Source organism: Achromobacter sp. NCFB-sbj8-Ac1-l (assembly GCF_052695805.1).
Genome location: NZ_CP199812.1, coordinates 264994 through 291542, shown reverse-complemented (window position 1 = coordinate 291542; position 26549 = coordinate 264994). Strand labels below are relative to the sequence as shown.

Here is a 26549-nt window from a genome sequence, read left to right as displayed (position 1 = left end):
CGTGTTTCCCCTTGTCGACGTGGCTGTTAAGTCGCCACGTCGGTATACTATATTTTGTTTGGCCGCATACCCATCGAAATATGAGATGCCTAGGGAAACCGATAATTCTGAAAATTTCTTGAATATCCCAGGAAAATCAGCGCACTAACGGGTGCATCCTGCCCAGTTTTGGTGCATGTTGATGTTTCACTTAGACTACCGTATACAAAATAGGCGTGCAGGCATGACAACGTTCGTCCCTGATTTATGGCACTACGCAGCCATGGCCGTCGTGGTGTTCGGCGCTGCGCTGGCCCAGGGCGTAGGCGGCATCGGTTTCGCCATGTTCGCCGCACCGGTCGCCGCCCTGTGCTTTCCCCAACTGGCGCCCGGTCCGCTCCTGACGCTGGGCGGCTTCATTTCCCTGCTGACCGCCCTGCGCGAGCGCGCCGCGATCGACTGGCCCGCAGTGGGCTATGCCCTGACGGGCCGGGCCGCCGGCACGCTGATCGCCGTCTATGCCATGGCCCGCTTTTCGGCCCAGGCCCTGGGCCTGCTGTTCGCCACGATGATCCTGGCCGCGGTCGCGCTCAGCCTGGCCGGCCTGCGCTTTACCGCCACGCCAGGCCGCGTGTCGGGCGCCGGCGTGGCCTCGGGCATCATGGGCACCATGACCTCGGTGGGCGCCCCGCCCATCGCCATCGTGCTGCAGCACGCCGAGCCCGCGCGGCTGCGCGCCACGCTGGGCATGGTCTTGTTCCTGGGTTCGATCTTCTCGCTGGCCATGCTGGCGCTGGCCGATCGCTACACCGGCTACCATGCCGGCCTGGCCCTCAGCCTGGCGCCCTTCCTGCTGGCCGGCTTTGCCGTGTCCAGCCGCCTGCGCGGGCTTCTGCCGCCGCGCGCCGTGCGCGGCGTGCTGCTGGGCGCCTGCGCCGTGGGGGCACTGGGCGTCATCGCCAAGGCCCTGTGGACGGGTTGACGCCCCCGCCCGCATGGCCGGGTGATACAACCCGGTAATACAATGAAGACTGTATCCATTCCACCCCACCTGCTCGCCATGACCACCATGCCCGTCAGCCCGCAAGCCGTAGACACGCAGCCTTCTGCCTCGCTGAAGATCGGCGAGCAGCACCCGCAGTTGTTCGCGGTCATCCGCGACAAGCTGCGCGAGCGCATCCTCAGCGGCGAATTCACGCCGGGAGACCGGCTGGTCGAAGGCCGCCTGTCCGAAGAAATGGGGGTGTCGCGCATCCCGGTGCGCGAAGCGCTGCGCGCGCTGGCCGCCGAAGGCCTGGTCACCATCGAGCCGCGCCGCGGGGCGTCGGTGTCGGTGCTGTCCGACGCGGTGGCCTACGACATGGTCGAAGTGCGCGCCACGCTCGAAGGCCTGAACGCCAAGCTGGCCGCGCAGCGTCGCGACGACAAAACGGTGGAACGCCTGCAGGCCTTCCTGCGCGAAGGCACCGAGGCCGCGCGCAGCGAGCAGCTGGACAAGTTCCTGGCGCTGAATTCGCAGTTCCACGAAATGCTGGCCACCATCGGCGGCAACGTGGTGCTGACCGACCTGATGCGCTCACTGCGCGACCGCACCGCGCTGCTGTTCGCGCCCAGCAACATGCACCGGGCCAAGCAGAACTGGGACGAACACTCGCAGATCCTGAACGCCGTCATCGCCGGCAACGGCGACCTGGCCGCGCTGCTGGCCAGCCAGCACGTGCACAACGCCGCCAAGGCCTACACCGACACCCGCCAGGCGCATTCATCGGCCGCCTGAGCGGCCCGGCGGCGCATCCCGCAATCACGAATCCGCCTGTGCGGCGGGCTCCGCGGCCACCGGCGCGTTGGTCGGCTCGACCACCACGTCCTTGCCGTTCTGCCCCCCCCACGACACCGCCACGTCGCCCAGCACGAAAGTCTGGCACGCCATGCGGTAGCCGGCCTCGAAATCCTCGGGCCGCAGATGCTTGCGTTCCTTGGGCTTGATGGCGTCGGTGTTTTCCAACCCCTGTTCGATGCGGCATTTGCAGGTGCCGCACAGCCCACCGCCGCACTTGAACGGAATGCCGCCGCGCTCCTTGAGCGACACGCGCAGCAGATTGCTGTTTTCGGGCGCGCTGGCGACCTTGCCGCCGTTCGAAAGAAAGGTGATCTTGACCATGCTGCTCAATGCTCCGCGGCGACGGCATGGGCGCGTCGCGTCAAAGTGGTGTCGCTGCTGCCGAATCGCGTCAGGTGATCGAGTTCGCGGCGCGCCGCCTCGATCGAGGCGAAGTGATCCAGGAACTTGGACGGCACGCGGTTCACGACGTACGGCGGCGTCTCTTCGGTGACGACCAGCCGCGTCGGCCTGGCCAGCCGTGCAATGCTGAACACCGCGCGCGTTCGACCGCCGCAGGTGTAGTCGTAGGTTTCGATGATCTCGGCGTCCTCGCCCACCTCGGTGCGGAACACGCCGGGCTTGGTCGTCAGGATCACGTAGGGCGCATCGCCTGAATTCATGCGGGCTTCCTGGTGAAGTCGGTCGGGTGCGAAACGCGACGCAAGGTCTTTAGCCTTCCGCGTCCTGGGCCAGCTCGACGTCGTGGCCGATCCATAGCTGGCACACCAGCCGGTAACCATCGTCGATGCGCTCGCCCAGCTGCTTTTTTTCTTTCCAGTTCACGGGCGGCAGGTGTTCGCCCCCCGCCAGCACACGGCAGGCGCATTTGGCACACTTGCCCATGCCGCACTCGTAGCGCAGGTGCGGAAAGGGAAACTGCCGGATGCCGGCGCGCACGACCAGATTGGTGTTGTCCTGCACCTCGCCGGTGTAGGTCTGGCCGCCTTTGTGGAATACAACGGTGGGCATGGATCGGGGTATCCGTATCGGCGGCCGTGGCGGCGCCCACGCAGGCTGCGCAGGCGGCGCCAGGGCCAAGGGGGGATCAGGCGGCCAGGCCCAGTTCGGGCAGCGCGATTTCCTGCTGCACGTAGTCGGTATAGAGCGCGGTGGTGTACAGCAACCGCATCTGCGCGCCGATTTCGCAGATCTTCAGGCAGCGCTGTTGCAGGTCCACCGTGTTGGCATGTTCCAGCACGATCTGGTAGCCGCGTTCGCCGTGGATTTCGTCGGACACGATGTGCAGGTCGAAGAATTCGACTTCTTCGTCGGTAAAGCCGTATTTTTCGCGCAGGGTCGGCGTCTGCTTGCGGTAGATGGACGGCACCTGCGATTCCAGGCCCACCACCAGGCCGGCCACGGCCACGATGGGGTCTTCGCGCATGGCCACGGCGTAGCACCAGCTTTGCAGCGCCCGCGTGGTGGGCGACATGTTGTCGGGGTTGGTCACGCGTTCGCGGGTGGTGCCGCAGGCTTCGGCAAAGCGAATCAGCAGGTCGGTGTGGCGGTCGCCGCCGATTTCCTCTTCGTACATGTTCGCCAGGAGGAAATCCTTGGCTTCGGTGTAGGTGTCCGGCGTGCGGGCATACAGGTAGCCCAGGTAGTCGGCGAACGGACCGACGTAGTGGTAGTGGTTTTCGGCCCAGCGCTGCAGATGCTGGCGGGTGAGCTTGCCTTCAGCCCAGGCAATGGAAAAGGGCGAAGCGTTGGCGCTTTTGCCCTTGATCGCGTTTTCCAACGCGCTACGAAATTCATCTCGGTTCATCAGTTCTGCCATGACGCGCTCCAGGTCCTAAGGGGGAGAGGGGGGCCGGCCGGATGCTGCCCTTGGCCGATGATGAACATTGTATACCGTCTACCGTTTTAGTCGCCTAGGGTATTCCCGTCCGTTTCGGCCATATAAAGGGACCGACCCTCTGTTATCAAGGACTTGCAGCGCCTGCTCGGGTTTGATCCAAGTGTGCGCAGTGCAGTACAATGAATACACTTTCAATGCAATACGGAAATACCATGAAGAACCGCCATCCCCTGGGAGACGCCCCGATCGGCCAGCAACTGTTGGCCCACTACGCTCGCCGCGACGCCGTGCGCCACGCGACGCCGCTGCTGCCCAAGTCCTGGTCGGAATGCTTCGCGCCGCTGCGCAGCGAACGGTTGCAGCCGCTGGCCAAGCCCACCGGCCAGGCAAACAATGGCCGCAATGACGCGCCGGTGGGGCAGGCGGGCTGAACCGCCTGATGGGATGCGCACCACGCGCGCTGGCGTGCTAGGCCGCGCGCAACTCCCGGCGCCGCTGGATTCCAGCCAATAACAGCACCAGGAAAAATCCCAGCGTGTAGGCCAGCATGTCCCACCAGTCGGGCACGCTGCCCAGGACGACGCGCAGCACCGGCTGCTCGATGCGCCAGCCGAAGTGACGGGCCAGGTACTGACCGAACTCCACCGCGTAACCCGTCAACAGCGCGGCCACCGCCAGCGGCAGCACGCCTGCGCGGATGAAGCTGCGATACACCAGGTAGGCCCAGCCCACGGCCACCACGTCGCCCACGAAACCGCGCAACAGCGGGTAGGGCCTGCCCAAGGTGGCGATCAGTGCCTCCAGCAGGGTCACGGCCAGGAGGGCGGCAAAAGCGGATCGGTTGAAGGTCAGTCTCATCGTGTCGGCAAGGGCGGTTGTCACGGCGGCCGGCAGGCCGGCGCCCGTTGGGGCATGTCGTGCGAAAAACTCGGTTATTGGAACGGCGAACATGACAATCCAGGCGCTGTTCACCCCGTTGTCAGCCCGTCAGGCGTAGCCTGATCCGACCGCGCCGCGAGGGGCAGGGTACTAGAAAACAACGAGGAGACAAGCATGAGCACATTCGACCCGGATGGGCGCCGACGCTTCCTGCGTCAAGCCTGTACCGTGGGCGCGGCCGGCACGCTGGCCGGCCACGCCCTGACCAGCCTGGCCGCCCCGGCCACCGTCACGCTGCCGTTCGCCAATGGCGAACGCGACCTGATCGCCTACCCCCAGAAACGCCCCCTGATCCGCCAGACCTCGCGGCCGCCGCAACTGGAAACGCCGTTCGCGGTGTTCAACGACGGCCTCATCACGCCCAACGACGCGTTCTTCGTGCGCTATCACCTGGGCAACATTCCCACCGCCATCGACCCGGCCACCTACCGGCTGCGCGTCAGCGGCAAGGTCGGCACACCGCTGGAATTGTCGCTGGTCGACCTGAAGCAGCAGTTCGGCGCGCCGGTCGAGCTGGTGGCCGTCACCCAATGTTCCGGCAACAGCCGCGGCTTTTTCGAGCCCCGCGTGGGCGGCGGCCAGCTGGGCAACGGCGCCATGGGCAATGCCCGCTGGCTGGGTATTCCGCTCAAGCGCATCCTGGAAAAAGCCGGCATCCAGGCCGGCGCCCGCCAGGTCACCTTCGAAGGGCTGGACCGGCCCGTCCTGCCTGGCACGCCCGAATTCATCAAGGCCCTGGACGCGCCCCACGCGCTGGACGGTGAGGTCATGCTGGCCTACGCCATGAACGGCGCCGACCTGCCCATGCTCAACGGCTATCCCGTGCGGCTGGTGGTGCCGGGCTACTACGGCACCTACTGGGTCAAGCACCTGGCCGACATCAAGGTGCTGGACACCGAATTCGACGGCTTCTGGATGCAGAAGGCCTATCGCATCCCCGACAACGACTGCGCCTGTACCCCCGCGGGCAAGGCGCCGGAAAAGACCCGGCCCATCGGCCGCTACAACGTGCGCAGCTTCATCACCAGCCTGGCCGACGGCGCCCGCGTCGCGCGCGGCCGGCCGGTAGCGGTGCGCGGCATCGCCTTCGACGGCGGCCACGGCATCCGCGAGGTGCAATTCTCGGCCGACGATGGCAAGACCTGGCGCGCCGCCAGACTGGGCCAGGATCTGGGACGCTATTCCTTTCGCGAATGGCACGCCGAGTTCACGCCCGACAAAGCGGGCGCCTACGCCTTGAAAGTGCGCGCCACCAACATGGCCGGCGACACCCAGCCGCAGGACCCGCTCTGGAACCCATCCGGCTACATGCGCAATGGGGTTGAAACCGTGCACGTCGACGCCGCGTAAGGAGCCCGCCATGACCCGATCCCCTCGCCCCGCTTCCCCCGTCCGCCTGGCTGGCCTGGCCCTCGCCCTGGCCGCTGCGGGTGCCGCCACGCCCGCCGTCGCCCTGGACATCCAGCTGCCCGCAGAGACCGCCACCCTGCACCCCGGCACCGGCCCCGGCGCCCAAAGCGCCGCCCTGTGCCTGATGTGCCACTCGGTCGACTATCTGTCGTCGCAACCGCCCATGCCGATCGGCTTCTGGGACGCCGAGGTCAAGAAGATGGTCGGCACCTACGGCGCCCCCATCCCGGCCGACCAGGTGCCGCTGATCGTGCAATACCTGAACCAGGCCTACCCGCCCCCCGCGTCAACGCCCGCCAAGCCCTGAGCCTGCCCCCCCCCAGACGCCGCGCCGCCCCCCTGCGCACGGCGTCGCAATCCCTCACATTGCGGCCTTCGCCTCGACTTAACCGGGACCCCTATTAGGCGTACCATTGGACGGCCCCCGCTCGCCGTTCCCCGGGGTTCCCAGAGGCCTACATGCTCCAGCCCGTCTCGGCCAACACCGATCTGGCCGCCGCGCCGCCCGAGGCGCCCGCCGCCGCCGCCCCGCCCGTCCTGCGGGTCAGCACGCTTTCCCCCTTTGCTTTCCCCGCGTTCCGCATCATCTGGATCGCCAATCTGTTCGCCAACCTGGGCACCTGGGCGCAATCCGTCGCCGCCGCCTGGGTCATCACCACCGAACAGAGCAGCCCGCTGATGGTCGCGATGATCCAGGTGGCGGCGGCCTTTCCGCTGGTGGCGCTGTCCATCCTGACCGGCGTGCTGGCCGACAACTACGACCGCCGCAAGGTCATGCTGACGGGCATGCTGCTGGAACTGGCCGGCGGCATCTTCATCACCATCCTGGCGTTCGCCGGCCTCTTGCACCCGGTCACCCTGATCATCTCGGTGTTCTGCATCGCCATCGGCAGCGCCGTCGTCACGCCCGCCTGGCAGGCCGCGGTGGGCGAACAGGTGCCGCGCGCCCATGTCGGCAGCGCGGTGCTGCTGAACAGCGTGAACTTCAACGTGGCGCGCGCCGTCGGCCCCGCCATCGGCGGCCTGCTGCTGGGCGCCACGGGCGCGCCCACCGTGTTCCTGCTGAACTGCGTCTGCTACGCCGGCCTGATCTGGGCCATCTGGCGCTGGCGCCGCGACATTCCCGAACGGCGCCTGCCGCCCGAACGGCTGTTCGAAGGCGTGATCGCCGCGCTGCGCTACACCCAGCATTCCACCGTGACGCGGCTGGTGATGCTGCGGGCCTTTGCCTTCGGCCTGTCGGCCAGCGCCCTGTGGGCGCTGCTGCCGCTGCTGGCCTATGGCCACGAAGACGGCAACGCGCTGCTGTACGGCTACATGCTGGGCGCGCTGGGCGTGGGGGCCATCCTGGGCAGCGCCGTGGTCCGCCGGTTGCAGGCCGCCTGGGGCGCCGGCGGCCTGGTCAGCGCCGCCGCCGGCCTGCTCGCGGCCTGCCTGCTGGCGCTGGGCACGACCACCACCCTGTGGGTGGCGTTTCCCGCGCTGCTGCTGTCCGGCGGCTGCTGGATCGGGGTGCTGGCCACCTACAACACCACGGTGCAGATGCTGGTGCCCGACTGGGTGAAGGCGCGTTCGCTGGCGCTGTACCAGACCGCCATCTTCGGCGGGCTGGCGGCCGGCTCGTTCATGTGGGGCCATTTCGCCGGCACCATGGGCGTGTCCGGCGCCCTGTCGGCAGCCGGCATCATGCTGGGCATCACCGTCGCCCTGCTGTACCGCTCGCGCCTGCCCGAGCAGGTCGACACGCAATCGCTGGCGCGCGCCGACAGCACCGAGCCGGCCCTGTCGGCCGCGGGCTTCAACACCCAGCACGGCGCGGTGCTGGTCGCCGTGGAATACCTGATCGCCCAGGAAAAGCTCTCTGACCTGATCCGCGCAGCCGGCCCCCTGCGTCAGCTGCGGCTGCGCAACGGCGCCCAGCAATGGCAGCTGTTTCGCGACCTGGAACGCGAAGGCGTCTGGCGCGAGGTCTTCCTGGTGGAAAGCTGGATGCAATACCTGCGCATGCTCGACCGCCTGACGCTGGCCGACAAGATCGTGCTGGACCAATTGCGGGCGCTGCACACGGGCGACAAGCCGCCGGTGGTATCGCGCAATGTCAGCTACCTGGCCATGAACGAAGCCCAGGGCTTCTCGCTGCGCCGCGAACCCGAATCCCTCTGACCCACAAGGCCCGACGATGCTGACCTCTCTTTGGCGTAAATGGCGCGCGTCCAGCCATGGCGGACCTCAGCTGGACGTGATCCTGGCCGGCGCCGATCCCGAAGCGCCCCTGGCGCAGCGCAATCTCTGGATGGTGGACCTGTGCCGCTGGATCGACCGGCCGGCACAGGCCCCGAACGACGACGGACGCCACCCGCAGCACGCGCGCCTGCGCTACGTGCTGCAGGTGCTGGAACACAACCCGGCGCTGGCCACGCCCGTCGCCGCGACGCTGCGCTCGCTGATCGTCGACAACGATCCCACCTCGCTGCTGTGCGATACCGGCGTGGCCTCGCACCCGGGCTTCTGGGGCGAATTCTGGGAACGCGCCCAGGCACGGCTGCTGCCGCCGCCGCCCAACCGCAGCGACATGTTCGGCCTGTTCTCGCTGATCTTCCGCAAGGCCCACGATGCCTCCTGGATCGAAGCGCTGGACGACGACACCCTGACGCGCATGCGCCTGCTGCTGCGCCACGGCGACGGGGTGGCGCGCGCGGACCCGGCCGCCCCCGAACCGCCGCCGCGGATTCTCGAAGAGGCGCTCACCAGCAGCATCCAGGTGCTGGCCAGCCAGGTGCGCGCCACCGGCCTCTCCCAGGACATACGCTCGCGCCTGCCGGGCCGGGTGCGGGAAAATCCGTTCTTTCCGCTGGCCACGGCCGCCGCCGAACTGTGCGACAGCGCCCCGGACACGCCACGCGAGGTCTTCGGCCGGCGCCTGAACGTGTTCCGCGCCCTGCTCGACAGCTGCCGCGCGGCCTCGCAACAGGTCTATGCCGAACTGGAACAGAACGGCGTGTCGGTCGAAGTCGTGTTCCAGATCGAACGCATGAAGCTGCGCCTGGCACGCATCGAGCTGCTGCTGAGCGTATGGGTCGACCCCACCCAGCGCCACAAATACGTGCACCTGGCCGCCGAACTGATCCGCTCGACCCAGGCCCGCAGCAGCATCCGGCACCTGGCGGCCTCGTCGTTCGCGCAACTGGCCCGCCGCGTCATGGAACGCACCGCCGAAACCGGCGAACACTACATCGCGCGCGACCCGGCCGAATACCTGACGATGCTCAAGGCCTCGGCCGGCGGCGGCTTGGTAATGGTACTGACGGTCTACCTGAAGTTCTTCATCGTCTCGCTGCACCTGGACAAGTTCATCGAAGGCCTGCTGGCCTCGCTGAACTACGCCGGCGGCTTTCTCGTGATCCACTTCGCCCACTTCACGCTGGCCACCAAACAGCCCGCCATGACCGGCCCGGCCCTGGCCCACCGGCTGGACGAGGCCAACACCCCCGAGGGCCGCGAGGCCTTCCTGGACGACACCCTGGCCATGATCCGCTCGAACGCGGCCGCCATCCTGGGCAACCTGGCGGTGGTGTTCCCGCTGGCCTGGGCGGTGCAGTGGGTGGCGCAGAACGCACTGGACCGGCCGCTCATCGACGCGCAAAAAGCGCAGGCCACGCTCGACTCGTTTTCGGCCTGGGGCCCCACGCCCATCTACGCCGCCGCCACGGGCGTGCTGCTGTGGCTGTCCAGCCTGATCGCCGGGTGGGCCGACAACTGGTTCGCGCTGCACCGCGTGCACGACGTGATGGCCTACGACCGGCGCATGCGCCACCTGTTCGGCGCGCGCGGCGCGGCCCGCTGGGCGGGCTTCTGGCAGCGCAACATCTCCGGTATCGCCGGCAATGTCTCGCTGGGCCTGATGCTGGGCCTGGGGCCGGCCATCGTCAGCTTCTTCGGCCCACACGTCGAAGTGCGCCACGTCACGCTTTGCGCGGGCCAGATCGGGTCGGCCATCGGCGCGCTGGGCTGGGAAGTCGTGCACACGCATGCGTTCTGGATGGCGGTGGCCGGCACGGCCCTGACCGGCATCCTGAACGTGGGAGTGAGTTTCGCGCTGGCCTTCAACGTGGCGCTGCGCTCGCGCAACCTGCGCCGCGGCGATCGCCAGGCCCTGGCGATGGGCGTACGCCGGCGTATCTGGCAGCGCCCGGCGACGCTGTTCTGGCCGGTCAAGCCGCGGCCGGCGGCGACGTGACGGGTTGCGGCAACGTCAGAACGTAATGGTGGCCGTGACGGTATCGCTGTAGTCGCCCGGCCGCGGCGTCGCCTGCACCGGCACCCGCCCGTAGACCGTGAACTGCTGGTTCGCACCGGTTCCCGTGCGCGCCAGCGGCGTGCCGCCCGTGACGCCGTCGCCCCAGACCGTCGCGTAGTTGCTGTCCTGGTACAGCTGGTAGCTGACCGTATCCGCCGCCGTGGCGTGCTTCATCTTGCGCGCCGATACATTGTTGGCCACCGAACCGCCGCTGAGCGCCACCGAGAAGGCATTGTTGTTGGTGCAACGCACCGTGATCTGGCCGTTGGCCGTCACCACCTGGTTCAACAGTCCCTGCGGCGGAAACGCCAGGTTGGTGGCATTGATGGTGCAGTTCTTCTGCACGGTCGCCTGCACGGTCAGCGGGATGCTCAGGGTCTGGGTCGGCGCCGCAATCGGGCAATTGATCAGCAGCGTCGCGAGCAGGCCGACGGCGATATCGACGCGGGCCGTCGTGGCGTAGGTTTCGCTGTACAGCGTGTTGGCGTTGCCGATGGTCGACACGCCCGATTGCCCGCCCGGCAGCTTGCCATAGAACGAGAACGACGCAGACGCATTACCGCCCAGCGCCGGGCCAGCCAGCAGCACCGAGGTCGGCGCGATGGTCGTCGCCGCGCCCCATACCTGGCTGTGGCCGCTGTCCGTATACAGGTTGTAGTTCATGCGGAAAGCGCCGGCCCCCAGCGCCCGCGCGGCCACCGACGGACTGGTATTGCCCACGCCGGCGGAAAAGCACAGGCGCGCGCCCAGCGCCAGGGCGGTGAAGTTGCACGTCACCGTGACCGTATTGCTGTCGGCGAACGTATCGGCGGGCAACAAGGGATTGACCGTGCCGAAATTGACCGTGCTGACCGTGCCGGCCCCGAGCGAACATGTGGTCGCCTGTGCGTCCACCGACCACCCCAGCCCCAGCAAGGCCCCCACCCAGAACAACGCGGACTTCATTGGCCAGGCTCCTTCAACGGTTGGCACACGAACGGCCCCAAGGTCGGCAACGGCCGCGCGGGATCATGCCGATAGGGAAACTCCACCACGCAGGACACCCCGCCGCCCTTGATGCGCAAGTGGTTCTCCGCTTTGAGGTCTTCGACAAACGCAATGCCGTCGTATCCCACTACCGACTGCTTGCCGCTTTCCACATGGGCCACCTGCACCCCCACCGGCACCGCGCCGCCGTCCGGCAGGTGCAGCACCACCGACGCGGCGGCGTAGCGCTGCAGCTGGAATCTGGCCAGCACGCCGGAGCCGGCCTGCGGCACCACCACGACCTTGGTCGACTCCAGCTTCATGTCCACCGGCAATTCATCAGGGTCGATGGACAGGCGGTTGATCTGGTAGGAATTCAAGTCCGGCACCAGCAGGTGCCCGGCGCTGTTGGTGCGGCCCAGCTTGCGATTCTCGTGCAGCACTGCCACGTCCGGCGTGCCGTCGGTGCTGACCAGCGCGAAACCGTCGTTGATGCGACGCGACGGGGTCAGGGCGCCATCCATCAGCACCACCGCGCCCGAGGCCTGCACCGCCGCCTGGCTCTTGCCGGCGTAGTCCTGCCCCAGCGCGGTCACCTGGCCGTAGCGCCCCAGGAACTGCACCTTGCCCTGGTTGTACTGGCCGCCGCCGCTGCGGCCGTTTTCCACGCCCCAGCCCCAGCCGCCGTCGTAATCCACGGTGCGCTGCGCGCCGACGCTGTAGAGGTTCTGCTCGCCCTGCTTGCCGGCCGACGCGTTGATCTGGGTGTTGTCGCCCAGCAGGATGGACAGGGCCAGGTAGACGCCGTGTGATCCGGTCTGGGCGAAATCGTTGTACGCGCTCACGTTCATCGACACGCGGCTGTGCAGGTTGGCGGTATAGGACGCCGACCCGATCCTGGCGGCCGGCGACTGCGGCATGCGAAAGCCGATATAGCTGAACGCCATGCTCTGCGAGGTCGTGAGCGGCAGCGAGAACGTCACCCGGTCGGTCTGGCGCGGCACCGGCACGTCTTCCCTCGACCCCAGGTCACCGTAATCGCCCAGCGCGCGCACGGTCTGCAGTTCCACGCTGAAGGCGGGCTGCACGTATTGGTAGCCCAGGCTGACCTGCCCGCCGGCATGATTGCCGGCGCTGCCCGACAGCGCGCCGTTGATCACGCCCGCCTGCCCCAGCCGCACCAGGGCGCCCGCGCCCACGTTGTAGACGCCCGCGCTCATCTCGCTATGGCCTTCCAGCGTCAACGCGTCGTCCAGCCCATAGCGGCCGGACGCGGTGAAGGCGGGCCGCTTGTCGTAATCGAAAGACCGCACGCTGAACAGGCGCCGCGCAAAGCCCGCCTCGATCGAATAGCTCGACAGCCCCGCCGCCAGCATGCGCGTATCGATGTACAGCGGCACCGACGTGCTGACGCTGCGCCCCAGGGCGTCGCGCGTCACCAGCGTGGCCTGGCCCGATCCGGTGATCCCCGGGATCTGGTTGACCACGAACGGCCCGGCCGGCACGTTGCCCGAGTATTGCTGCACCCCATTCACATACAGCGACACCGACGACGGCACCACCGACGAGGCGCTCAACGAAGACACCGGAAAGGTCACCAGGTCAGGCCGCAGCGCGAAGTTGCGCCCCCACTGGATGCCCGCCACCCGCACCGAGCGCGACCAGTTCAACGACGACGTGATCGTGTCGCCCACTCGCAGCGTGCGCAGCGTGTCCTGGTCAGATTGGGTCCAGTACGTGTCGTAGCGCACGTAGCGGTCGGCACGGCCGCCCATATAGGCGGTGCCGGTATTGTTGAAGGTGCCGCGCGGATCGAAATAGCGTTGTTCGCTGTACATCGACACCTTGTTGTAGGCGTCGGTCTGGGCATAGGCCTCATAGTTCAGGATCAACCCTCGGCCCGACGTGGCCGGCGGTGTCCTGGGCAAGCCGCGCGTATCCACCTGGTAGGGCTGGCGCAGCGCGTCCGGCACCACCAGGTTCACGGACTGCATTGCCGCGTTGTAGGTGTAGCGCAGGCCGGCCACGTCATCGAGCCGGATCTCGCTGTCGTCCCCCGCGCCCAGCTTGCGCACGTCCACCCCCACCGACCCCAGCGCCCCGGGGCTGGCCGACAGCCGGCCCTGCGCGTCGCGAAAGCGCAGCAACTGGGTGGTGTTCACACCGTTGATACTCACCTCCAAATAGACGTCGCGCTCGGCGATATCGCCGAACGACACCAGTTGGATGGGCACGTCCGCCGCCGCCGCCGACGCCCCGATCAAGAAGAGCGCGAGACGGCATGCGCAGCGCCCGCAAGCACGGATAGCGCGTACTGCCATGGGCTGCCTTCTCTTACCCCGCGGCCGCCGGCAAGGCAGGCGCGCAGCGCAATCAGTCAGTCGACTCGCGGCGTCACGGTGACGGCGCTGCCGTTCACCAGGGCCTTGATTTTCAGCGGCCCTGCCGCGCCGTGTCTGGCGGGTATCCGCCATTCGCGCTGGCGCTGGGCCAACGCGTAGCCCAGCAGGCCATCCACTTTCGCCACCTGTGCATCCGCGCCGCCCACGATCTGCAGCGACGCCACCTGGGCGTAGCGCGTGCCGGTGTTGTCCAGCCGCAGAATCCATTCCTTGCCCGCACGCGTCACCCGCCAGGCCAGCTCGGGCGTCGGCTCGGGCGTGGCGCCCGCCACGAACACCGGCACCGAATAGCGCATGCGCAGCACGACGCCGTTGACCAGCGGCGTGGAAGGGTCCGGAATCTCGTCGATCACCAGGCGATAGCTTTTCTGCAGCGGCGCCAGATCGTTGCCGCTGCGCACCAGCCGCACCAGTTGTTCGCCCTTGGACGGCACCTGGATGATGGGTGGGCTGGCCTGGATCTCGGTCGTGGGCGTGAGCACATCATCGCCCTGCGCCTGGTCCCAGGCATACACGCGCACCTGGCCATAGATGGGCGTGGTCCCCGGATTGCGCAGCATGATGCCAGTGGCGGCCTGCTGCGGCGCCAGGTCCACCAGCACGGGGGATATCTGCAAGGTCGCGGCGTGCGCGGGCAGGGCGCCAAGGCTGCAACCGGCGGCCAGCACAATGCCTGCCAGCCCATGCATCGCGCCGCTTGCGCCCGAGTGATTTCCGATCGGGCGCCGCACTAGAAATACACCGTCGCGGTGACGGTGGACGAATAGGTATCGGGCGCCGGAGTCGCCTGCGCGGGCACCGTACCGGTGACCGTCAACGCCTGGGATGCCCCGCTGCCGGTGCCACCGACACGGTCCGCCGCGCCGGTGTCTCCCCACACCACCGTCTGGTTGGGTGCGGGTTGATACAGCTGATAAGCCACGGTGGAGGCCGTGTTGCCCGTGGCCGTGCCGTTCATGAGCCGGTTGGCCAGGGTGGACCCCGTGCCCGTGCCGGCGCTGAGCCCTACGGTATAGGGAGTGGTATTCGTGCAGGTCACGTTGACCGTGGTGGTATTGCTGAACGCGGTGTTCAACACCCCGTGGCTGCCGAAATTGAGATTATTCGCGGCGATGGTGCAGTTTGCCGTGATGGTCAGCGTCACCACCATGTTGGCGGTGGTTTGCGCCTGGGCCGAAAGCGGTAAAGCGCCTGCGGTTGCCAAGGCCAGAGTCGTCGCGCACAAAGACAAGCGTTTCATGAAATCACCCCCACGAAATACTGTTGCACTATCAGACTTGCATAGGAAACATGGTACGTCGGATACACCGGCGCGGCGTGATTCAGTTAATTTTTGAATGACGCTATTTACCCTTTCTAACCGATCCGATTAACAAATCTCGGCAAATCGACGCGTTTTCTCTATGAAAACAGGCTTCGGGCAGTATCGGATAAATTGTTGTAAATCAGCAAATTAGATAATTTCAGCTAGTAACAAAATCCGCCGACTCGACGCCGATTGCCGCCACGCACGATTATGCGGGCCGATTATTCGACCCACACCAAGGGTGACCATCCGGTCGCATTATCGGGCGCAGCGCCCGCATCCCCCTCCAGTCGTCAGGGCCGTCCCCCCTGGCTGACGAAGCGTTGAATCGCCATGTCGCACTAGAATCAACGCACAACCACCCCCTCACTTCCGGTCGGCGCCGCCTGGCCCCGACGCCTTGCCGCGCGGCTCCTCATGTTCTCGTTCTCACGCAATACCATCTATCCGGCGGGCCAGGGCCTGCCGGCGTCCGAGCGCCTGGGCGCGCTGCTGGCCGTCATGCTGGCCGTCTGCATGGCCAGCCTGGACACTGCCATCGCCAACACGGCACTGCCCACCATCGCGCATGACCTGCAAGCCAGCGATGCGGGCTCGATCTGGGTCATCAGCGGCTACCAGTTGGCCATGGTGGCGGGCCTGCTGCCGGCGGCGGCGCTGGGCGAGATCCTGGGGCATCGGCGCGTCTACATGGTGGGTATCGTGGTGTTCACGCTGTCGTCATTGGCGTGCGGGCTGGCGCCGTCGCTGCCGGTGCTGGTGGCGGCGCGCATCCTGCAAGGGCTGGGCGCGGCCGGCGTCATGAGCGTCAACGCCGCCCTGCTGCGCTTCATCTATCCCGCGCCGGTGCTGGGACGCGGCATGGGCCTGAACGCCATGGTGGTGGGCCTGTCGTTTGCCGCCGGCCCCACCGCGGCGTCCACCATCCTGCTGCTGGGGTCATGGCACTGGCTGTTCCTGATCAACGTGCCGATCGGCCTGCTCGCCATGGTGCTGGGCCTGCGCGGCCTGCCCGAAACCACGCGGTCCACGCACGGCTTTGACGGCGTGGCCGCTGCGCTGTGCGCGACGACGCTGGGCTTGTTCGTGCTGGGCTCCAACGAACTGGCGCACAGCGCGCCCTGGCCGCGCGTCACGCTGGAATGGGGCCTGGCCGCCGCCAGCCTGTGGCTGCTGATGCGTCGCCAGGCCGGCCACCCGGCGCCCATCCTGGCGGTGGACCTGCTGCGCCGACCGCTGTTCGCGCTGTCAGCCGCGACCGCCGTGTGCGCCTTCGCGGCGCAGGCGCTGGCGTTCGTGTCGCTGCCGTTCCTGTTCCAGACCGTGCTGGGCTACACGCAGGTGCACACCGGCTTCCTGATCACGCCGTGGCCAGTCGTGGTGGCCATCATGGCACCCATCGCCGGGCGCCTGTCCGACCACTACCCGGCGGGCATGCTGGGCGGCGTGGGCCTGGCGCTGCTGGCCTTGGGCATGGCGTCGATGGCCTTGCTGCCGGCCGCGCCCTCGGCCTGGGACATTTCCTGGCGCATGGCGCTGTGCGGGGCAGGCTTCGGCTTTTTCCAGTCGCCCAACCTGCGCGCCATCATGACGTCGGCCCCGCCGTCGCGGGCGGGCGGGGCCAGCGGCATGATCGGCACGGTGCGCCTGCTGGGCCAGGCCACGGGCGCGGCGCTGGTGGCCGCGTGCTTCAACGTGTCGACCACGCACGGCGCCGTCATGTCGCTGTGGCTGGGCGGTCTGTGCGCGGCGCTGGCCAGCCTGGCCAGTTTTGCACGGTTGCGCTTCGGCGCGGTGGAACCCCCGCAAGCCGCGGCGACGCGCTGAAACCCCTATTTATTGCGGTTGATTTCGATATATTCCAGAACGGGCCAGACATATACGTAAGATGTGCAACACGCGCTAAATATCGTTCAGGCGGGGCCGTTGTCCGGGTGTAGTCCCTCTCTACACCCTAGAAAGACGCGTATGACACAGTTCCTGAAAGACATCACCATCCGCCGCATGATCCTGTGCACCTTGCTCACGATCAGTGTCCTGCTGGCAGGCCAGTCGGCCATCAGCGTCCATGGATTGCGTGGCGCCGGCGAGGCGCTCACCGCCAGCAACAATCTCCTGAACGAAGTCGCATCCCTTTCGCGAGTCAACGACCAGATCATGCGGGCCCGCTTGCGGCTGGCCCGCCAGCTGGAATATGCGCGGGACGGCCTGGCCGGCCCCGCAGCCGAAGAAGGACGCGGCATCGACGCCGCGCTGGACGAGGCCCGCAAACACCAGGCCCTGTTCCTGGAATCGGCCAAGGCGAACACGCCTGCGTCCATCCTGGAACCACTGCAAGGCGGCTTCGATGCGCTGGTCAATGGCGGTATTGCAGTGCAGCGCAATTTCCTGGCCCAGGACGACATCGAAAAGGCACGTGCCCACGCCAGCGGACCGGTGGTTGCCGCCAGCCGGGCCTTCGGCAAGAGTATCGAGAACTACGAGACCTATGCCAAGAACCGCCAGGACGCACTGATCGAATCGGCCGCCCACGAGCGCCAGCAGGCCTATACCGGGATCGGGGTGGTACTGGCCGTGAGCCTGTTGCTGCTGTTTCTGGGTGACCGCTACGTCGTGGCATTCGTCCGGCGCCCGCTTGACGACCTCAAGCAGCATTTCCAGCACATCAGCCGCGGCGACCTGACCGTGCCCATCGTGCCGTTCGGCCGCAACTGCGCGGGGCAACTGATCCCCTATCTGCAAGACATGCAGGCCAGCCTGGTGCGCACCGTGCACGCCGTTCGCGACGGCGTGGCCGAGATCAACACCGGGTCCAGCGAGATTGCCGCGGGCAACCAGGACCTGTCCAGCCGCACCGAGCAGCAAGCCGCATCGCTGGAAGAAACCGCCGCCAGCATGGAAGAGCTGCTGTCCACCGTGACCAGCAACGCCGACAACGCCCGCCAGGCCAACGCCATGGCGGCCGAGGCCTCGCAGGTGGCGCTTCGCGGCAGCGAGGCGGTGCAAAGCGCCGTGGCCACCATGCGCGAGATCGCGCAGGACTCCGGCCGCATCGAGGATATCGTCGGCGTGATCGACGGCATCGCGTTCCAGACCAACATCCTGGCCCTGAACGCGGCCGTGGAAGCCGCCCGAGCCGGTGAGCAAGGCAAGGGCTTCGCGGTGGTGGCGGGCGAAGTGCGTTCACTGGCCCAGCGCAGCGCCAGCGCTGCCAAGGAAATCAAGCAGCTGCTCGGCGCGTCGGGCGCGACGGTGCAGGCCGGTTCCGTCCAGGTCGAGACCGCCGGGCGCACGATGCAGGAAATCCAGGCCGCGATCGAGCGCCTGACGCTGCTGGTCGGCGAAATCGCGGCCGCGTCGCGCGAACAGGTCACCGGTATCGACCAGGTCAACACCGCCGTCACGCAGATGGACCAGGTGACCCAGCAGAACGCCGCGCTGGTCGAACAGGCGGCCGCCGCCGCCGCGTCGCTGGAATCACAGGCCCAGCGCCTGCAGAGTTCGGTCAGCGCCTTCCGGCTGCCGGGCCCGGATGCCGCCCACGAGACCCTGGCCGCGCCGGCACGGGAACGCCTGGCGTTATCGGCGTGAACGCCCAGGCGAGCCGTCAGAACGGCCCGCCTGTGGGCAAAAGACGCCGCGCCTTATTCCAGCGTGGTGACACACACTGGCTGGCCATGGCGCACCACCCGCTTGGGCAGCTCACCGCCGATCCAGTAGGCCAGTTCGGCCGGGTGCGAGATGTCCCAGGCGACGAAGTCGGCCGTCATGTCCGCCGCCAATACGCCATGCGTGGCCTGCAGGCCCAGCGCGCGGGCCGCGTGCACGGTGGCCCCGGCCAGCGCTTCTTCCGGTGTCAGGCGGAACAGGGTGCACGCCATGCTCAACATCAGCCGCAACGACAGGGCCGGCGACGTGCCCGGGTTCAGGTCGCTGGAAATCGCAATGGGCACCCCATGGCGACGCAGCAGTTCAATGGGCGGCAGCTGGGTTTCGCGCAAGGCGTAGAACGCACCCGGCAGCAGCACCGCCACCGTGCCGGCCGCAGCCATGGCCCGCACGTCGGCTTCGGTCAGGTATTCCAGGTGGTCCGCCGACAGCGCGCCGTAGCGCGCGGCCAGGCTGGCCCCGTGCAACGACGATAGCTGTTCGGCGTGCAGCTTGACTGGCAGGCCCAGGTGGGCCGCGGCCTGGAACACACGCTCGACCTGCGCCGGTGAAAACGCCAGGTGCTCGCAGAAGGCATCCACAGCATCGACCAGCCCTTCGGCCGCCAGCACCGGCAGCATGCGGCGCGCGACTTCATCGATGTAGTCGTCGGCGCGGCCCGCGAATTCCGGAGGCAGCGCGTGCGCAGCCAGGCAGGTCGCCCGCACCGTCAGCGGCAACGTCTGGCCCAGGCGCCGCGCCACCCGCAGCATCTTGCGTTCGCTGGGCAGATCCAGCCCGTAGCCTGACTTGACCTCCAGCGTGGTCACGCCGTCTCGCAGCAGGTGCAGGGCGCGCTTGCGGGCGCTGGCATACAGCTGCGCTTCGGTGGCCTCGCGCGTCGCGCGCACTGTGCTGGCGATGCCGCCGCCCTGCGCCGCAATCACCGCGTAGTCCACGCCTTGCAGCCGCTGCTCGAACTCCTGGCTGCGGTTGCCGCCGAACACCAGATGGGTGTGGCAGTCGATCAGGCCGGGCGTGACCCAGGCGCCGCCCAGGTCGTGCTCGTGCTCGGCATCGATAGGCGGCAACGCGTTGTCGGGACCGATCCAGGCGATGCGTGCACCGTCGGTCACCAGCGCGGCCCGCTCGATCGTCGAATAGCGGCCATCGGCCATGGTGGCGGCGTGGCAGTTGCGCCATACCTGTTTCATGGATGCGCTCCGTCAAAGGCTGGGCAACAGGCCCGGGGGCATCAGGGCGTTCAAGTGGCGGGCCCCGATCAACTGGCTGGCCGCTTCGATGTCGGGCGCGAAAAAGCGGTCTTTCTCGTAATGCGCCACCTTTTCGCGCAGCAACCCGCGGGCCCGTTCCAGCTTGGGCGAGGTCTTCAACCCTGCGCGGAAATCCAGCCCCTGGCAGGCGCCCAACCACTCGATCGCCAGGATATCGCGCACGTTCTCGGCCATGGGCCACAGCCGCTTGCCGGCGTTCGGCGCCATCGATACGTGGTCTTCCTGGTTGGCCGACGTGGGCAGGCTGTCGACGCTGGCGGGGTGCGCCAGCGCCTTGTTGTCGCTGGCCAGCGCGGCCGCAGTCACCTGGGCGATCATGAAGCCCGAATTCACGCCGCCGTTGCTGACCAGGAAGGGCGGCAGCTGCGACATGTGTTTGTCCATCATCAGCGAAATGCGGCGTTCCGACAGGGCGCCGATCTCGGCCAGCGCCAAGGCCAGGTTGTCGGCCACCAGCGCCACCGGTTCGGCGTGGAAATTGCCGCCCGACAGCACGTCGCCCTGTTCGGCAAACACCAGCGGGTTGTCGGACACCGCGTTGGCCTCGATCTGCAGCACCTGCGCCACATGGCGGATCTGGGTCAGGCAGGCGCCCATCACTTGCGGCTGGCAGCGCAGCGAATAGGGGTCCTGCACCTTGTCGCAATCCACGTGCGAATGGCCCACTTCGCTGTCATCGGTCAGCAGGTCGCGGAACACGGCGGCCACGTCGATCTGGCCGATCTGGCCGCGCGCCTCGTGGATGCGGGCATCGAACGGCACGCGCGAACCCAGCATGGCTTCGACGCTGAGGCTGCCACACACCAGGCCGGCGGCCAGCAGGTCTTCGGCCTCGAACAGGCCGCGCAACGCATAGGCCGTGGACACCTGGGTGCCGTTCAAGAGCGCCAGCCCTTCCTTGGCGGCCAGCGTCAGGGGTTCGAGCCCGGCGCGCGCCAGGGCTTCTTTGGCCGGCAGCCATTCGCCGCGATGGCGCGCCCGGCTTTCGCCCAACAGCAGCAGCGACATATGCGCCAGCGGCGCCAGGTCGCCCGAGGCACCCACGGACCCCTTGAGCGGAATGTGCGGATAGACGCCGGCATTGACCAGCGCAATCAGGCTGTCGATGACCTGGCGTCGAATACCCGAACGGCCCCGAGCCAGGCTGTTGATCTTGAGCACCATGATGAGTCGCACCATCGCATCGTCCAGCGGCTCGCCCACGCCGGCCGCGTGCGACAGCACCAGCGAGCTTTGCAGCGCTTGCAGGTCTTCGCGCGCGATCTTGGTGGACGCGAGCAGGCCGAAGCCGGTATTGATGCCGTAGGCCGTGCGGCCGTCGGCGATGATGCGCTCGACGCAGGCGACGCTGGCGTCAACCGGCCCGTAGGCCGCCGGGTCCAGCGTCACACGGCCCGGCTGCTGGTACACCTGGCGCAATTGCGCCAGGGTCAGGTGGCCGGGGTTCAGGTGCAGATCCATTGTTTTTCTCCAGGACGGTGGGTCCGTGTCATGCAGTATCGTGCCGGCCGCCGGCCGCATACGCCATGGTCGCGGGCAGCGGGTCACGGCGGGCAAACAGGTAATACAGGATGCCGGGCACGATCAGCCCGATGATCCAGGAAATATCGACGCCACCCAGGTGCGCAACCAGCGGGCCGGTGTAGAGCTTGGTCGAGATGAAGGGCATCTGCACCAGCACGCCGAACACATATACCAGGATACCGGGCCAGTTCCAGCGGCCATAGCGGCCGTCGGGGTCCGCCAACGCGGCAACGTCGTAGCGACCGTGGTTGACGAAGTAATAGTCCACCAGGTTGACGGCGCTCCAGGGCGTGAAGAACGCCAGCAGGAACAGGATGAACGACTTGAACGCGTTCAGGAACGAATGCTGGCCGACCAGCGCCACGCAGGTCGCCGCGCCCACGATCACCAGCACGAAGCAGAGCCGTTGGCGCCGGGTGATATCGACATGGCCGCGAAAGCCGCTGATGATGGTGGCGATGCACATGAAGCTGCCGTAGGAATTGAGCGTCGAGATCGTCACCTTGCCAAAGGCGATGCTGAAATACAGCAGCGCCGCCATCGTGCCCGTGCCGCCCAGGCCGACGATGTACGCCACCTCGCGGCCAGCGAACTGACCGGCCGCCATCGCGGCGGCCAACACCCCCAGCACCATGGCGATCTGCGCGCCCAGCACCGAGCCCAGGCCCACCGCCAGGAAAGTCTTGAACGACGACGTGCGGCTGGGCAGGTAACGCGAATAGTCCGCCACATAGGGGCCGTAGGCGATCTGCCAGGATGCCGCCAGCGATACGGCCAGCAAGAACGACGTCCAGCTGAAATGGCGAATCTGCAGCAACTGCCCGACATCGCCCAGCGCGATCACCCGGCTGAACAGATACACGAAGGCGATCAGTCCCAGCACGCTGGCGACCCGCCCGATCAGGTGGATCATGCGGTACCCAAACACCGTCACCAGTACGATCACGCTGGCAAACACCAGGATGCCGGCGCTGTCGCTCACGCCCAGCAGCTGGCCGATGGCCTGACCGGACAACACCGTGCCGGTGGCCGTGAAGCCCAGGTACATCAGGCATACCAGCACGATCGGAATTGCCGCGCCATAGACGCCGAACTGCACCCGGCTGGAGATCATCTGCGGCAGGCCCAGCTTGGGCCCTTGCGCCGCGTGCAGCGCCATGACCGCGCCGCCGAACACCTGGCCGATGAACAGGCCGATCAGGGACCAGAACACATCACCGCCCAGCACCACCGCCAGGGCACCGGTGACGATGGCGGTGATCTGCAGGTTGGCACCCATCCAGAGCGTGAACTGGCTATGCAGCCTGCCATGGCGCTCGGTTTCCGGAATGAAGTCGATCGAACGTTGCTCGATCAGCGCGCCTTTCGATGCGGCGCTTGCCTGCTCCATGCGATTCTCCTTGCGGGCGCCGGCCGGCGCCTTTTTTCATTTGGCCTGGCCGTGGATCAACGGCTGGTGTTGATCATCGGCAGATTCAAACCTTGCTCGCGGGCGCAGTCGATGGCGTCTTCGTAGCCGGCGTCGGCATGGCGCATCACGCCGGTGGCCGGGTCGTTGGTCAGCACCCGCGCGATGCGCTCGGCGGCGGCGTCGGTGCCGTCGCACACGATCACCATGCCGGCATGCTGTGAGTAGCCCATGCCCACGCCGCCGCCATGGTGCAGCGACACCCAGGTGGCGCCGCCGGCCGTGTTCAGCAGGGCGTTCAACAACGGCCAGTCGGACACCGCATCGGAGCCGTCGCGCATGGCTTCGGTTTCGCGGTTGGGGCTGGCGACCGAGCCGGAATCCAGGTGGTCGCGGCCGATCACCACGGGCGCCGACAATTCGCCGCTGCGCACCATTTCATTGAAGGCCAGGCCCAGCTTGGCGCGCTGCCCCAGGCCCACCCAGCAGATACGTGCGGGCAGCCCCTGGAAGTTGATGCGTTCGCGTGCCATGTTCAACCAGTTGTGCAGATGTGCGTCGTCGGGGATCAGTTCCTTGACCTTGGCATCGGTCTTGTAGATGTCCTGCGGATCGCCGGACAGCGCCGCCCAGCGGAACGGCCCCACGCCGCGGCAGAACAGCGGTCGGATATACGCCGGCACGAAGCCGGGAAAATCAAACGCATTGGCCACGCCTTCTTCCTTGGCCATCTGGCGGATGTTGTTGCCGTAGTCGAAGGTCGGCACGCCCTGCTGCTGGAAGGCCAGCATGGCCTTGACGTGCGCGGCCATGGATTGCCTGGCCGCCTTCACCACCGCCGCAGGCTCGCGCTGGGCGCGCGCGCGATACGCGTCCCAGGTCCAGCCGGCGGGCAGATAGCCGTTCAACGGGTCGTGCGCGCTGGTCTGGTCGGTCACCATGTCCGGGCGCACGCCGCGGCGCACCAGTTCGGGCAGCACCTCGGCCGCATTGCCGCACAGCGCGATCGAGATCGCGCGGCCGGCCTGCGTGTACCGGGCGATGCGGGCCAGTGCGTCATCCAGGTCGGCGGCCTGCTCGTCGACGTAGCGGGTGCGCAAGCGGAAATCGATGCGGCTTTGCTGGCATTCCACGGTCAGCGAGCAAGCGCCGGCCAGGGTCGCGGCCAGCGGCTGGGCGCCGCCCATGCCGCCCAGGCCGGCGGTCAGCACCCAGCGGCCCGTCAGGTCACCGCCGTAGTGCTGGCGGCCGGCTTCCACGAAGGTCTCGTAGGTGCCTTGCACGATGCCCTGGCTGCCGATGTAGATCCAGCTGCCGGCCGTCATCTGGCCGTACATCGCCAGGCCCTTGGCATCCAGTTCGTTGAAGTGTTCCCAGGTGGCCCAGTGCGGCACCAGGTTGGAATTGGCGATCAGCACGCGCGGCGCATTGGCGTGCGTCTTGAACACGCCCACCGGCTTGCCCGACTGCACCAGCAGCGTCTCGTCGTCGTTCAGCCGGGTCAGGACCTCGACCATCCTGTCGTAGCAGTCCCAGTCGCGCACGGCGCGGCCGATGCCGCCATAGACGACCAGTTCCTTCGGGTTCTCGGCCACGTCCGGATCGAGGTTGTTCATCAGCATGCGCAGCGGCGCTTCGGTCAACCAGCTCTTGGCGGTCAACGCAGTGCCGCGCGGCGCGCGGATCTCAACATCGCGGTATCGGTTCGATTTTTCCAAGGTCGTCTCCATGATCGCAGGCGCCGCGCCTTGCCGCGCAGCCGTTGCAGAAATCATAGGACGCCTATGCTTGTATATACAAGTGAGACGAACGGGTTTGCAGGTCAGGGATTTCCCGTAAGGCGATGTCGATGAGACCGATGCCCCGCCACGGGCGCCGGGGCATCCGCCCCGCGCCGCCTCGCAGCACCCGGCTTACGCGCGCGGCACCAATTCGATCAGGCAAGCATCGAGCATGCCTTCGGATTCCAGCCGATATTCGGCCAAGCCGTCCGGTCCCTCGATATGCAGGCAGTCGTACCGCGAGGGCGCCTGCAAGGGCTGGCCGTCGCACCACAGGCTCAGGTCCGAGCCGGCATTCAACAACAGCACCGTACTGGCCGCGCTATGGAACGTCCAATGCCGTGCCCCGCCGATCCACTGCAAGCGCGCGTGATAGCGGGCCGGCGAATAGATCAGGTTGAAATCGCGGATGGGGCCGTTGACCAGCCGGCAGTCCACCGCCGCATCGCCCGAAAACGCGTAGGCCTGCCGCGGCCCAAGCGGCGCCTGCGCCTGGCCGTCCACCGTCAGGGCGATACCCGCGCCTTCGAGCACGGTGATGATGCGCTGCAAGCCGCTGAACACCGAGAATCCGCCGTCCTGCGCCACCTCGGCGATGGACAGCCGCCAGTCGAACGCCGCGCTGCTGCCGCCCGGGTTGCACGCCACTTCCTGCGTGATGCCACCGCCATTGCGCCACGGCATGCGGGGATAGTCCTGCGCCCGGTACAGGCGCGCATCGAGAGGCTTCATGTGGAAAACTTTCCTTCAAGACGGTGACGCGATCCGGGGTGGATCAGGCGGGCCAACGTCACCACGCGCTCGCCCGACCAGGTGCGCCGACGAATCAGCAGACAGGGTTCGGTGCGGTCGATCTGCAGCAGCTGGCATTCGCGCGGCTTGGCGACGATGGCCTCGACCACGTGTTCGCCTTCGGTCAGCGGAGCCACGCGCGTCAGGTATTCATAGGGCGTATGTTGTGAGAAGTCCTGCTTCAGATAGTCGGGCGCCAGCCGCACATTGACGTAGCGGTCTTCCAGCTGGATCGGCACATCGTCTTCGAAGTGCACGATGATGGAATGGAAAACCGGCTGGCCTTCGCGGATATCCAGCGCCGAGGCCTGCTCGCCGCCCGCGGGCTCTTCGACCAGCCGCACCACGCGGCTATGGTGCCGATGGCCGCGGGCCGCGATTTCATCCGCAATATTGTTGACGGCGAACAGCGCCGAACGCGTCTTGGGCTGCGCCACGAACGTGCCCACGCCTTGCATGCGCACCAGCAGGCCTTCGGCCGTCAGTTCGCGCAGCGCGCGGTTGACGGTCATGCGCGAATAGCCCAATTCCTGCACCAGTTCGCTTTCCGACGGCACGCGGTAATGCGCGGGCCAGGCGCCGCTGCGAATCTGCTGGGCGATCATCTGCTTGAGATGGGCGTAAAGCGGAGCCGGCGGGGCGGTGGCCTGGGCCGGCAGGCGGGGCGGGGAAGAAGCCACGGAAAGGTCCTGTGTCGTGCCGTTGGTCGAAAGCGGATTATAGGGGGGTGATAGACATGTACAGACAAGGGAAGGTGGCACGAAGATCGATCAACTGGACGCGGAAGCCCCGGTTTCGTATACTCCCCCCCTGTATCGACCGGAGCCCGCCGTGCCCCATTCCCCCGCTGAAAAGAAGCGCGTCACCACGCGCCTGCGCCGTATCCAGGGCCAGGCGCTGGCGCTTGAGCGCGCCGTCAACGAAGGCACGGAATGCGGCGCACTGCTGCAGCAGCTGGCCGCCCTGCGCGGCGCGGCCACGGGCTTGATGGCCGAAGTGCTTGAAAGCCATCTTCGGGAAACCTTCCTGCAATCCGCCCAGGGCGGACGACCCGGCGCGACGCTCGAACCCGAAGCGGAGATCGATCAGGTCATGCGCATCGTCCGTTCCTATTTGAAATAA

At 67.2% G+C, this 26549-nt stretch carries 25 protein-coding genes; 10 read left to right on the top strand and 15 right to left on the bottom strand.

Annotated features, from left to right (window positions below; genetic code table 11):
* The first annotated feature begins 223 nt into the window (after positions 1-223).
* Both ACUDP5_RS01410 and ACUDP5_RS01405 read left to right on the top strand, forming a co-directional pair.
* A complete protein-coding gene (locus ACUDP5_RS01410; protein ID WP_263912897.1) occupies positions 224-961 on the top strand; it encodes a sulfite exporter TauE/SafE family protein in 738 nt (245 codons plus the stop codon).
* A gap of 78 nt (positions 962-1039) precedes the next feature.
* Complete coding sequence (locus ACUDP5_RS01405; RefSeq protein WP_263912896.1) at positions 1040-1756, top strand: GntR family transcriptional regulator; 717 nt, start codon at positions 1040-1042, stop codon at positions 1754-1756.
* A 24-nt stretch (positions 1757-1780) separates the two neighbouring features.
* Here the strand turns inward: ACUDP5_RS01405 and ACUDP5_RS01400 are convergent, their stop codons facing one another.
* From ACUDP5_RS01400 to ACUDP5_RS01385, 4 genes are all read right to left on the bottom strand, one after another.
* The gene (locus tag ACUDP5_RS01400) at positions 1781-2149 is read right to left on the bottom strand and encodes a 2Fe-2S iron-sulfur cluster-binding protein (RefSeq protein WP_445657999.1); all 369 of its coding nucleotides are present in this window, start codon (positions 2147-2149) and stop codon (positions 1781-1783) included.
* Positions 2146-2481 carry a ferredoxin gene (locus ACUDP5_RS01395; protein ID WP_263912894.1) on the bottom strand — a complete coding sequence of 112 codons (336 nt, stop codon included), beginning with the start codon at positions 2479-2481 and terminating at the stop codon, positions 2146-2148. Before ACUDP5_RS01395 ends, ACUDP5_RS01400 begins: the two co-directional genes overlap by 4 nt.
* Before the next feature lie 49 nt (positions 2482-2530).
* On the bottom strand, positions 2531-2830 hold the full coding sequence (locus tag ACUDP5_RS01390) for a (2Fe-2S)-binding protein (RefSeq protein WP_263912893.1): 300 nt from the start codon (positions 2828-2830) through the stop codon (positions 2531-2533).
* 76 nt (positions 2831-2906) lie between these two features.
* Positions 2907-3638 carry an iron-containing redox enzyme family protein gene (locus ACUDP5_RS01385; protein WP_263912892.1) on the bottom strand — a complete coding sequence of 244 codons (732 nt, stop codon included), beginning with the start codon at positions 3636-3638 and terminating at the stop codon, positions 2907-2909.
* A gap of 233 nt (positions 3639-3871) precedes the next feature.
* On the opposite strand from ACUDP5_RS01385, the gene ACUDP5_RS01380 reads away from it, so the two are divergent.
* Complete coding sequence (locus ACUDP5_RS01380; RefSeq protein WP_263912891.1) at positions 3872-4090, top strand: hypothetical protein; 219 nt, start codon at positions 3872-3874, stop codon at positions 4088-4090.
* Positions 4091-4127: 37 nt separating this feature from the next.
* Here ACUDP5_RS01380 and ACUDP5_RS01375 read toward each other — a convergent pair whose 3' ends face one another.
* Entirely contained in the window at positions 4128-4517 is a 390-nt protein-coding gene (locus ACUDP5_RS01375) for a DUF2809 domain-containing protein (RefSeq protein WP_263912890.1), read from the bottom strand.
* 195 nt (positions 4518-4712) lie between these two features.
* Between ACUDP5_RS01375 and sorA the strand changes: the two genes are divergently transcribed.
* From sorA to ACUDP5_RS01355, 4 genes are all read left to right on the top strand, one after another.
* A complete protein-coding gene (sorA, locus tag ACUDP5_RS01370) occupies positions 4713-5948 on the top strand; it encodes a SorA family sulfite dehydrogenase catalytic subunit (protein ID WP_445657998.1) in 1236 nt (411 codons plus the stop codon).
* Positions 5949-5958: 10 nt separating this feature from the next.
* Complete coding sequence (sorB, locus tag ACUDP5_RS01365) at positions 5959-6315, top strand: SorB family sulfite dehydrogenase c-type cytochrome subunit (RefSeq protein ID WP_263912888.1); 357 nt, start codon at positions 5959-5961, stop codon at positions 6313-6315.
* 152 nt (positions 6316-6467) lie between these two features.
* Positions 6468-8171: an MFS transporter gene (locus ACUDP5_RS01360; protein WP_445657997.1), complete on the top strand. Its 1704-nt coding sequence runs from the start codon at positions 6468-6470 to the stop codon at positions 8169-8171.
* 16 nt (positions 8172-8187) lie between these two features.
* The gene (locus tag ACUDP5_RS01355) at positions 8188-10245 is read left to right on the top strand and encodes a site-specific recombinase (RefSeq protein ID WP_263912886.1); all 2058 of its coding nucleotides are present in this window, start codon (positions 8188-8190) and stop codon (positions 10243-10245) included.
* Positions 10246-10260: 15 nt separating this feature from the next.
* Here ACUDP5_RS01355 and ACUDP5_RS01350 read toward each other — a convergent pair whose 3' ends face one another.
* From ACUDP5_RS01350 to ACUDP5_RS01335, 4 genes are read right to left on the bottom strand one after another with little or no spacing between them, the layout of a single operon-like run.
* A complete protein-coding gene (locus ACUDP5_RS01350) occupies positions 10261-11250 on the bottom strand; it encodes a spore coat U domain-containing protein (protein ID WP_263912885.1) in 990 nt (329 codons plus the stop codon).
* Positions 11247-13592 carry a fimbria/pilus outer membrane usher protein gene (locus ACUDP5_RS01345; RefSeq protein ID WP_445657996.1) on the bottom strand — a complete coding sequence of 782 codons (2346 nt, stop codon included), beginning with the start codon at positions 13590-13592 and terminating at the stop codon, positions 11247-11249. Before ACUDP5_RS01345 ends, ACUDP5_RS01350 begins: the two co-directional genes overlap by 4 nt.
* A 56-nt stretch (positions 13593-13648) precedes the next feature.
* Complete coding sequence (locus tag ACUDP5_RS01340; protein ID WP_445657995.1) at positions 13649-14362, bottom strand: fimbrial biogenesis chaperone; 714 nt, start codon at positions 14360-14362, stop codon at positions 13649-13651.
* Between the two features lie 41 nt (positions 14363-14403).
* Positions 14404-14913, bottom strand: coding sequence for a spore coat protein U domain-containing protein (locus ACUDP5_RS01335; protein WP_263912882.1), 510 nt, complete (start codon positions 14911-14913; stop codon positions 14404-14406).
* Positions 14914-15396: 483 nt separating this feature from the next.
* Between ACUDP5_RS01335 and ACUDP5_RS01330 the strand changes: the two genes are divergently transcribed.
* Both ACUDP5_RS01330 and ACUDP5_RS01325 read left to right on the top strand, forming a co-directional pair.
* Positions 15397-16806: an MFS transporter gene (locus ACUDP5_RS01330; RefSeq protein WP_445657994.1), complete on the top strand. Its 1410-nt coding sequence runs from the start codon at positions 15397-15399 to the stop codon at positions 16804-16806.
* Positions 16807-16947: 141 nt separating this feature from the next.
* Positions 16948-18570: a methyl-accepting chemotaxis protein gene (locus ACUDP5_RS01325; RefSeq protein ID WP_445657993.1), complete on the top strand. Its 1623-nt coding sequence runs from the start codon at positions 16948-16950 to the stop codon at positions 18568-18570.
* 53 nt (positions 18571-18623) lie between these two features.
* On the opposite strand, the gene hutI is transcribed toward ACUDP5_RS01325, so the two are convergent.
* The 6 genes from hutI to hutC form a co-directional block, all read right to left on the bottom strand.
* Positions 18624-19841 carry an imidazolonepropionase gene (gene hutI / locus ACUDP5_RS01320; RefSeq protein ID WP_445657992.1) on the bottom strand — a complete coding sequence of 406 codons (1218 nt, stop codon included), beginning with the start codon at positions 19839-19841 and terminating at the stop codon, positions 18624-18626.
* Positions 19842-19853: 12 nt separating this feature from the next.
* Positions 19854-21383 (bottom strand): histidine ammonia-lyase, encoded by a 1530-nt coding sequence (hutH, locus tag ACUDP5_RS01315; protein WP_263912878.1) that lies wholly within the window; start codon positions 21381-21383, stop codon positions 19854-19856.
* A 28-nt stretch (positions 21384-21411) separates the two neighbouring features.
* On the bottom strand, positions 21412-22836 hold the full coding sequence (locus ACUDP5_RS01310) for a purine-cytosine permease family protein (RefSeq protein ID WP_445657991.1): 1425 nt from the start codon (positions 22834-22836) through the stop codon (positions 21412-21414).
* A 56-nt stretch (positions 22837-22892) separates the two neighbouring features.
* On the bottom strand, positions 22893-24584 hold the full coding sequence (hutU, locus tag ACUDP5_RS01305) for a urocanate hydratase (RefSeq protein ID WP_445657990.1): 1692 nt from the start codon (positions 24582-24584) through the stop codon (positions 22893-22895).
* Positions 24585-24767: 183 nt separating this feature from the next.
* Positions 24768-25367 (bottom strand): HutD/Ves family protein, encoded by a 600-nt coding sequence (locus ACUDP5_RS01300; protein WP_263912875.1) that lies wholly within the window; start codon positions 25365-25367, stop codon positions 24768-24770.
* Positions 25364-26107 carry a histidine utilization repressor gene (hutC, locus tag ACUDP5_RS01295; protein ID WP_445657989.1) on the bottom strand — a complete coding sequence of 248 codons (744 nt, stop codon included), beginning with the start codon at positions 26105-26107 and terminating at the stop codon, positions 25364-25366. Before hutC ends, ACUDP5_RS01300 begins: the two co-directional genes overlap by 4 nt.
* A gap of 151 nt (positions 26108-26258) precedes the next feature.
* On the opposite strand from hutC, the gene ACUDP5_RS01290 reads away from it, so the two are divergent.
* Positions 26259-26549: a metal/formaldehyde-sensitive transcriptional repressor gene (locus ACUDP5_RS01290; protein ID WP_025139862.1), complete on the top strand. Its 291-nt coding sequence runs from the start codon at positions 26259-26261 to the stop codon at positions 26547-26549.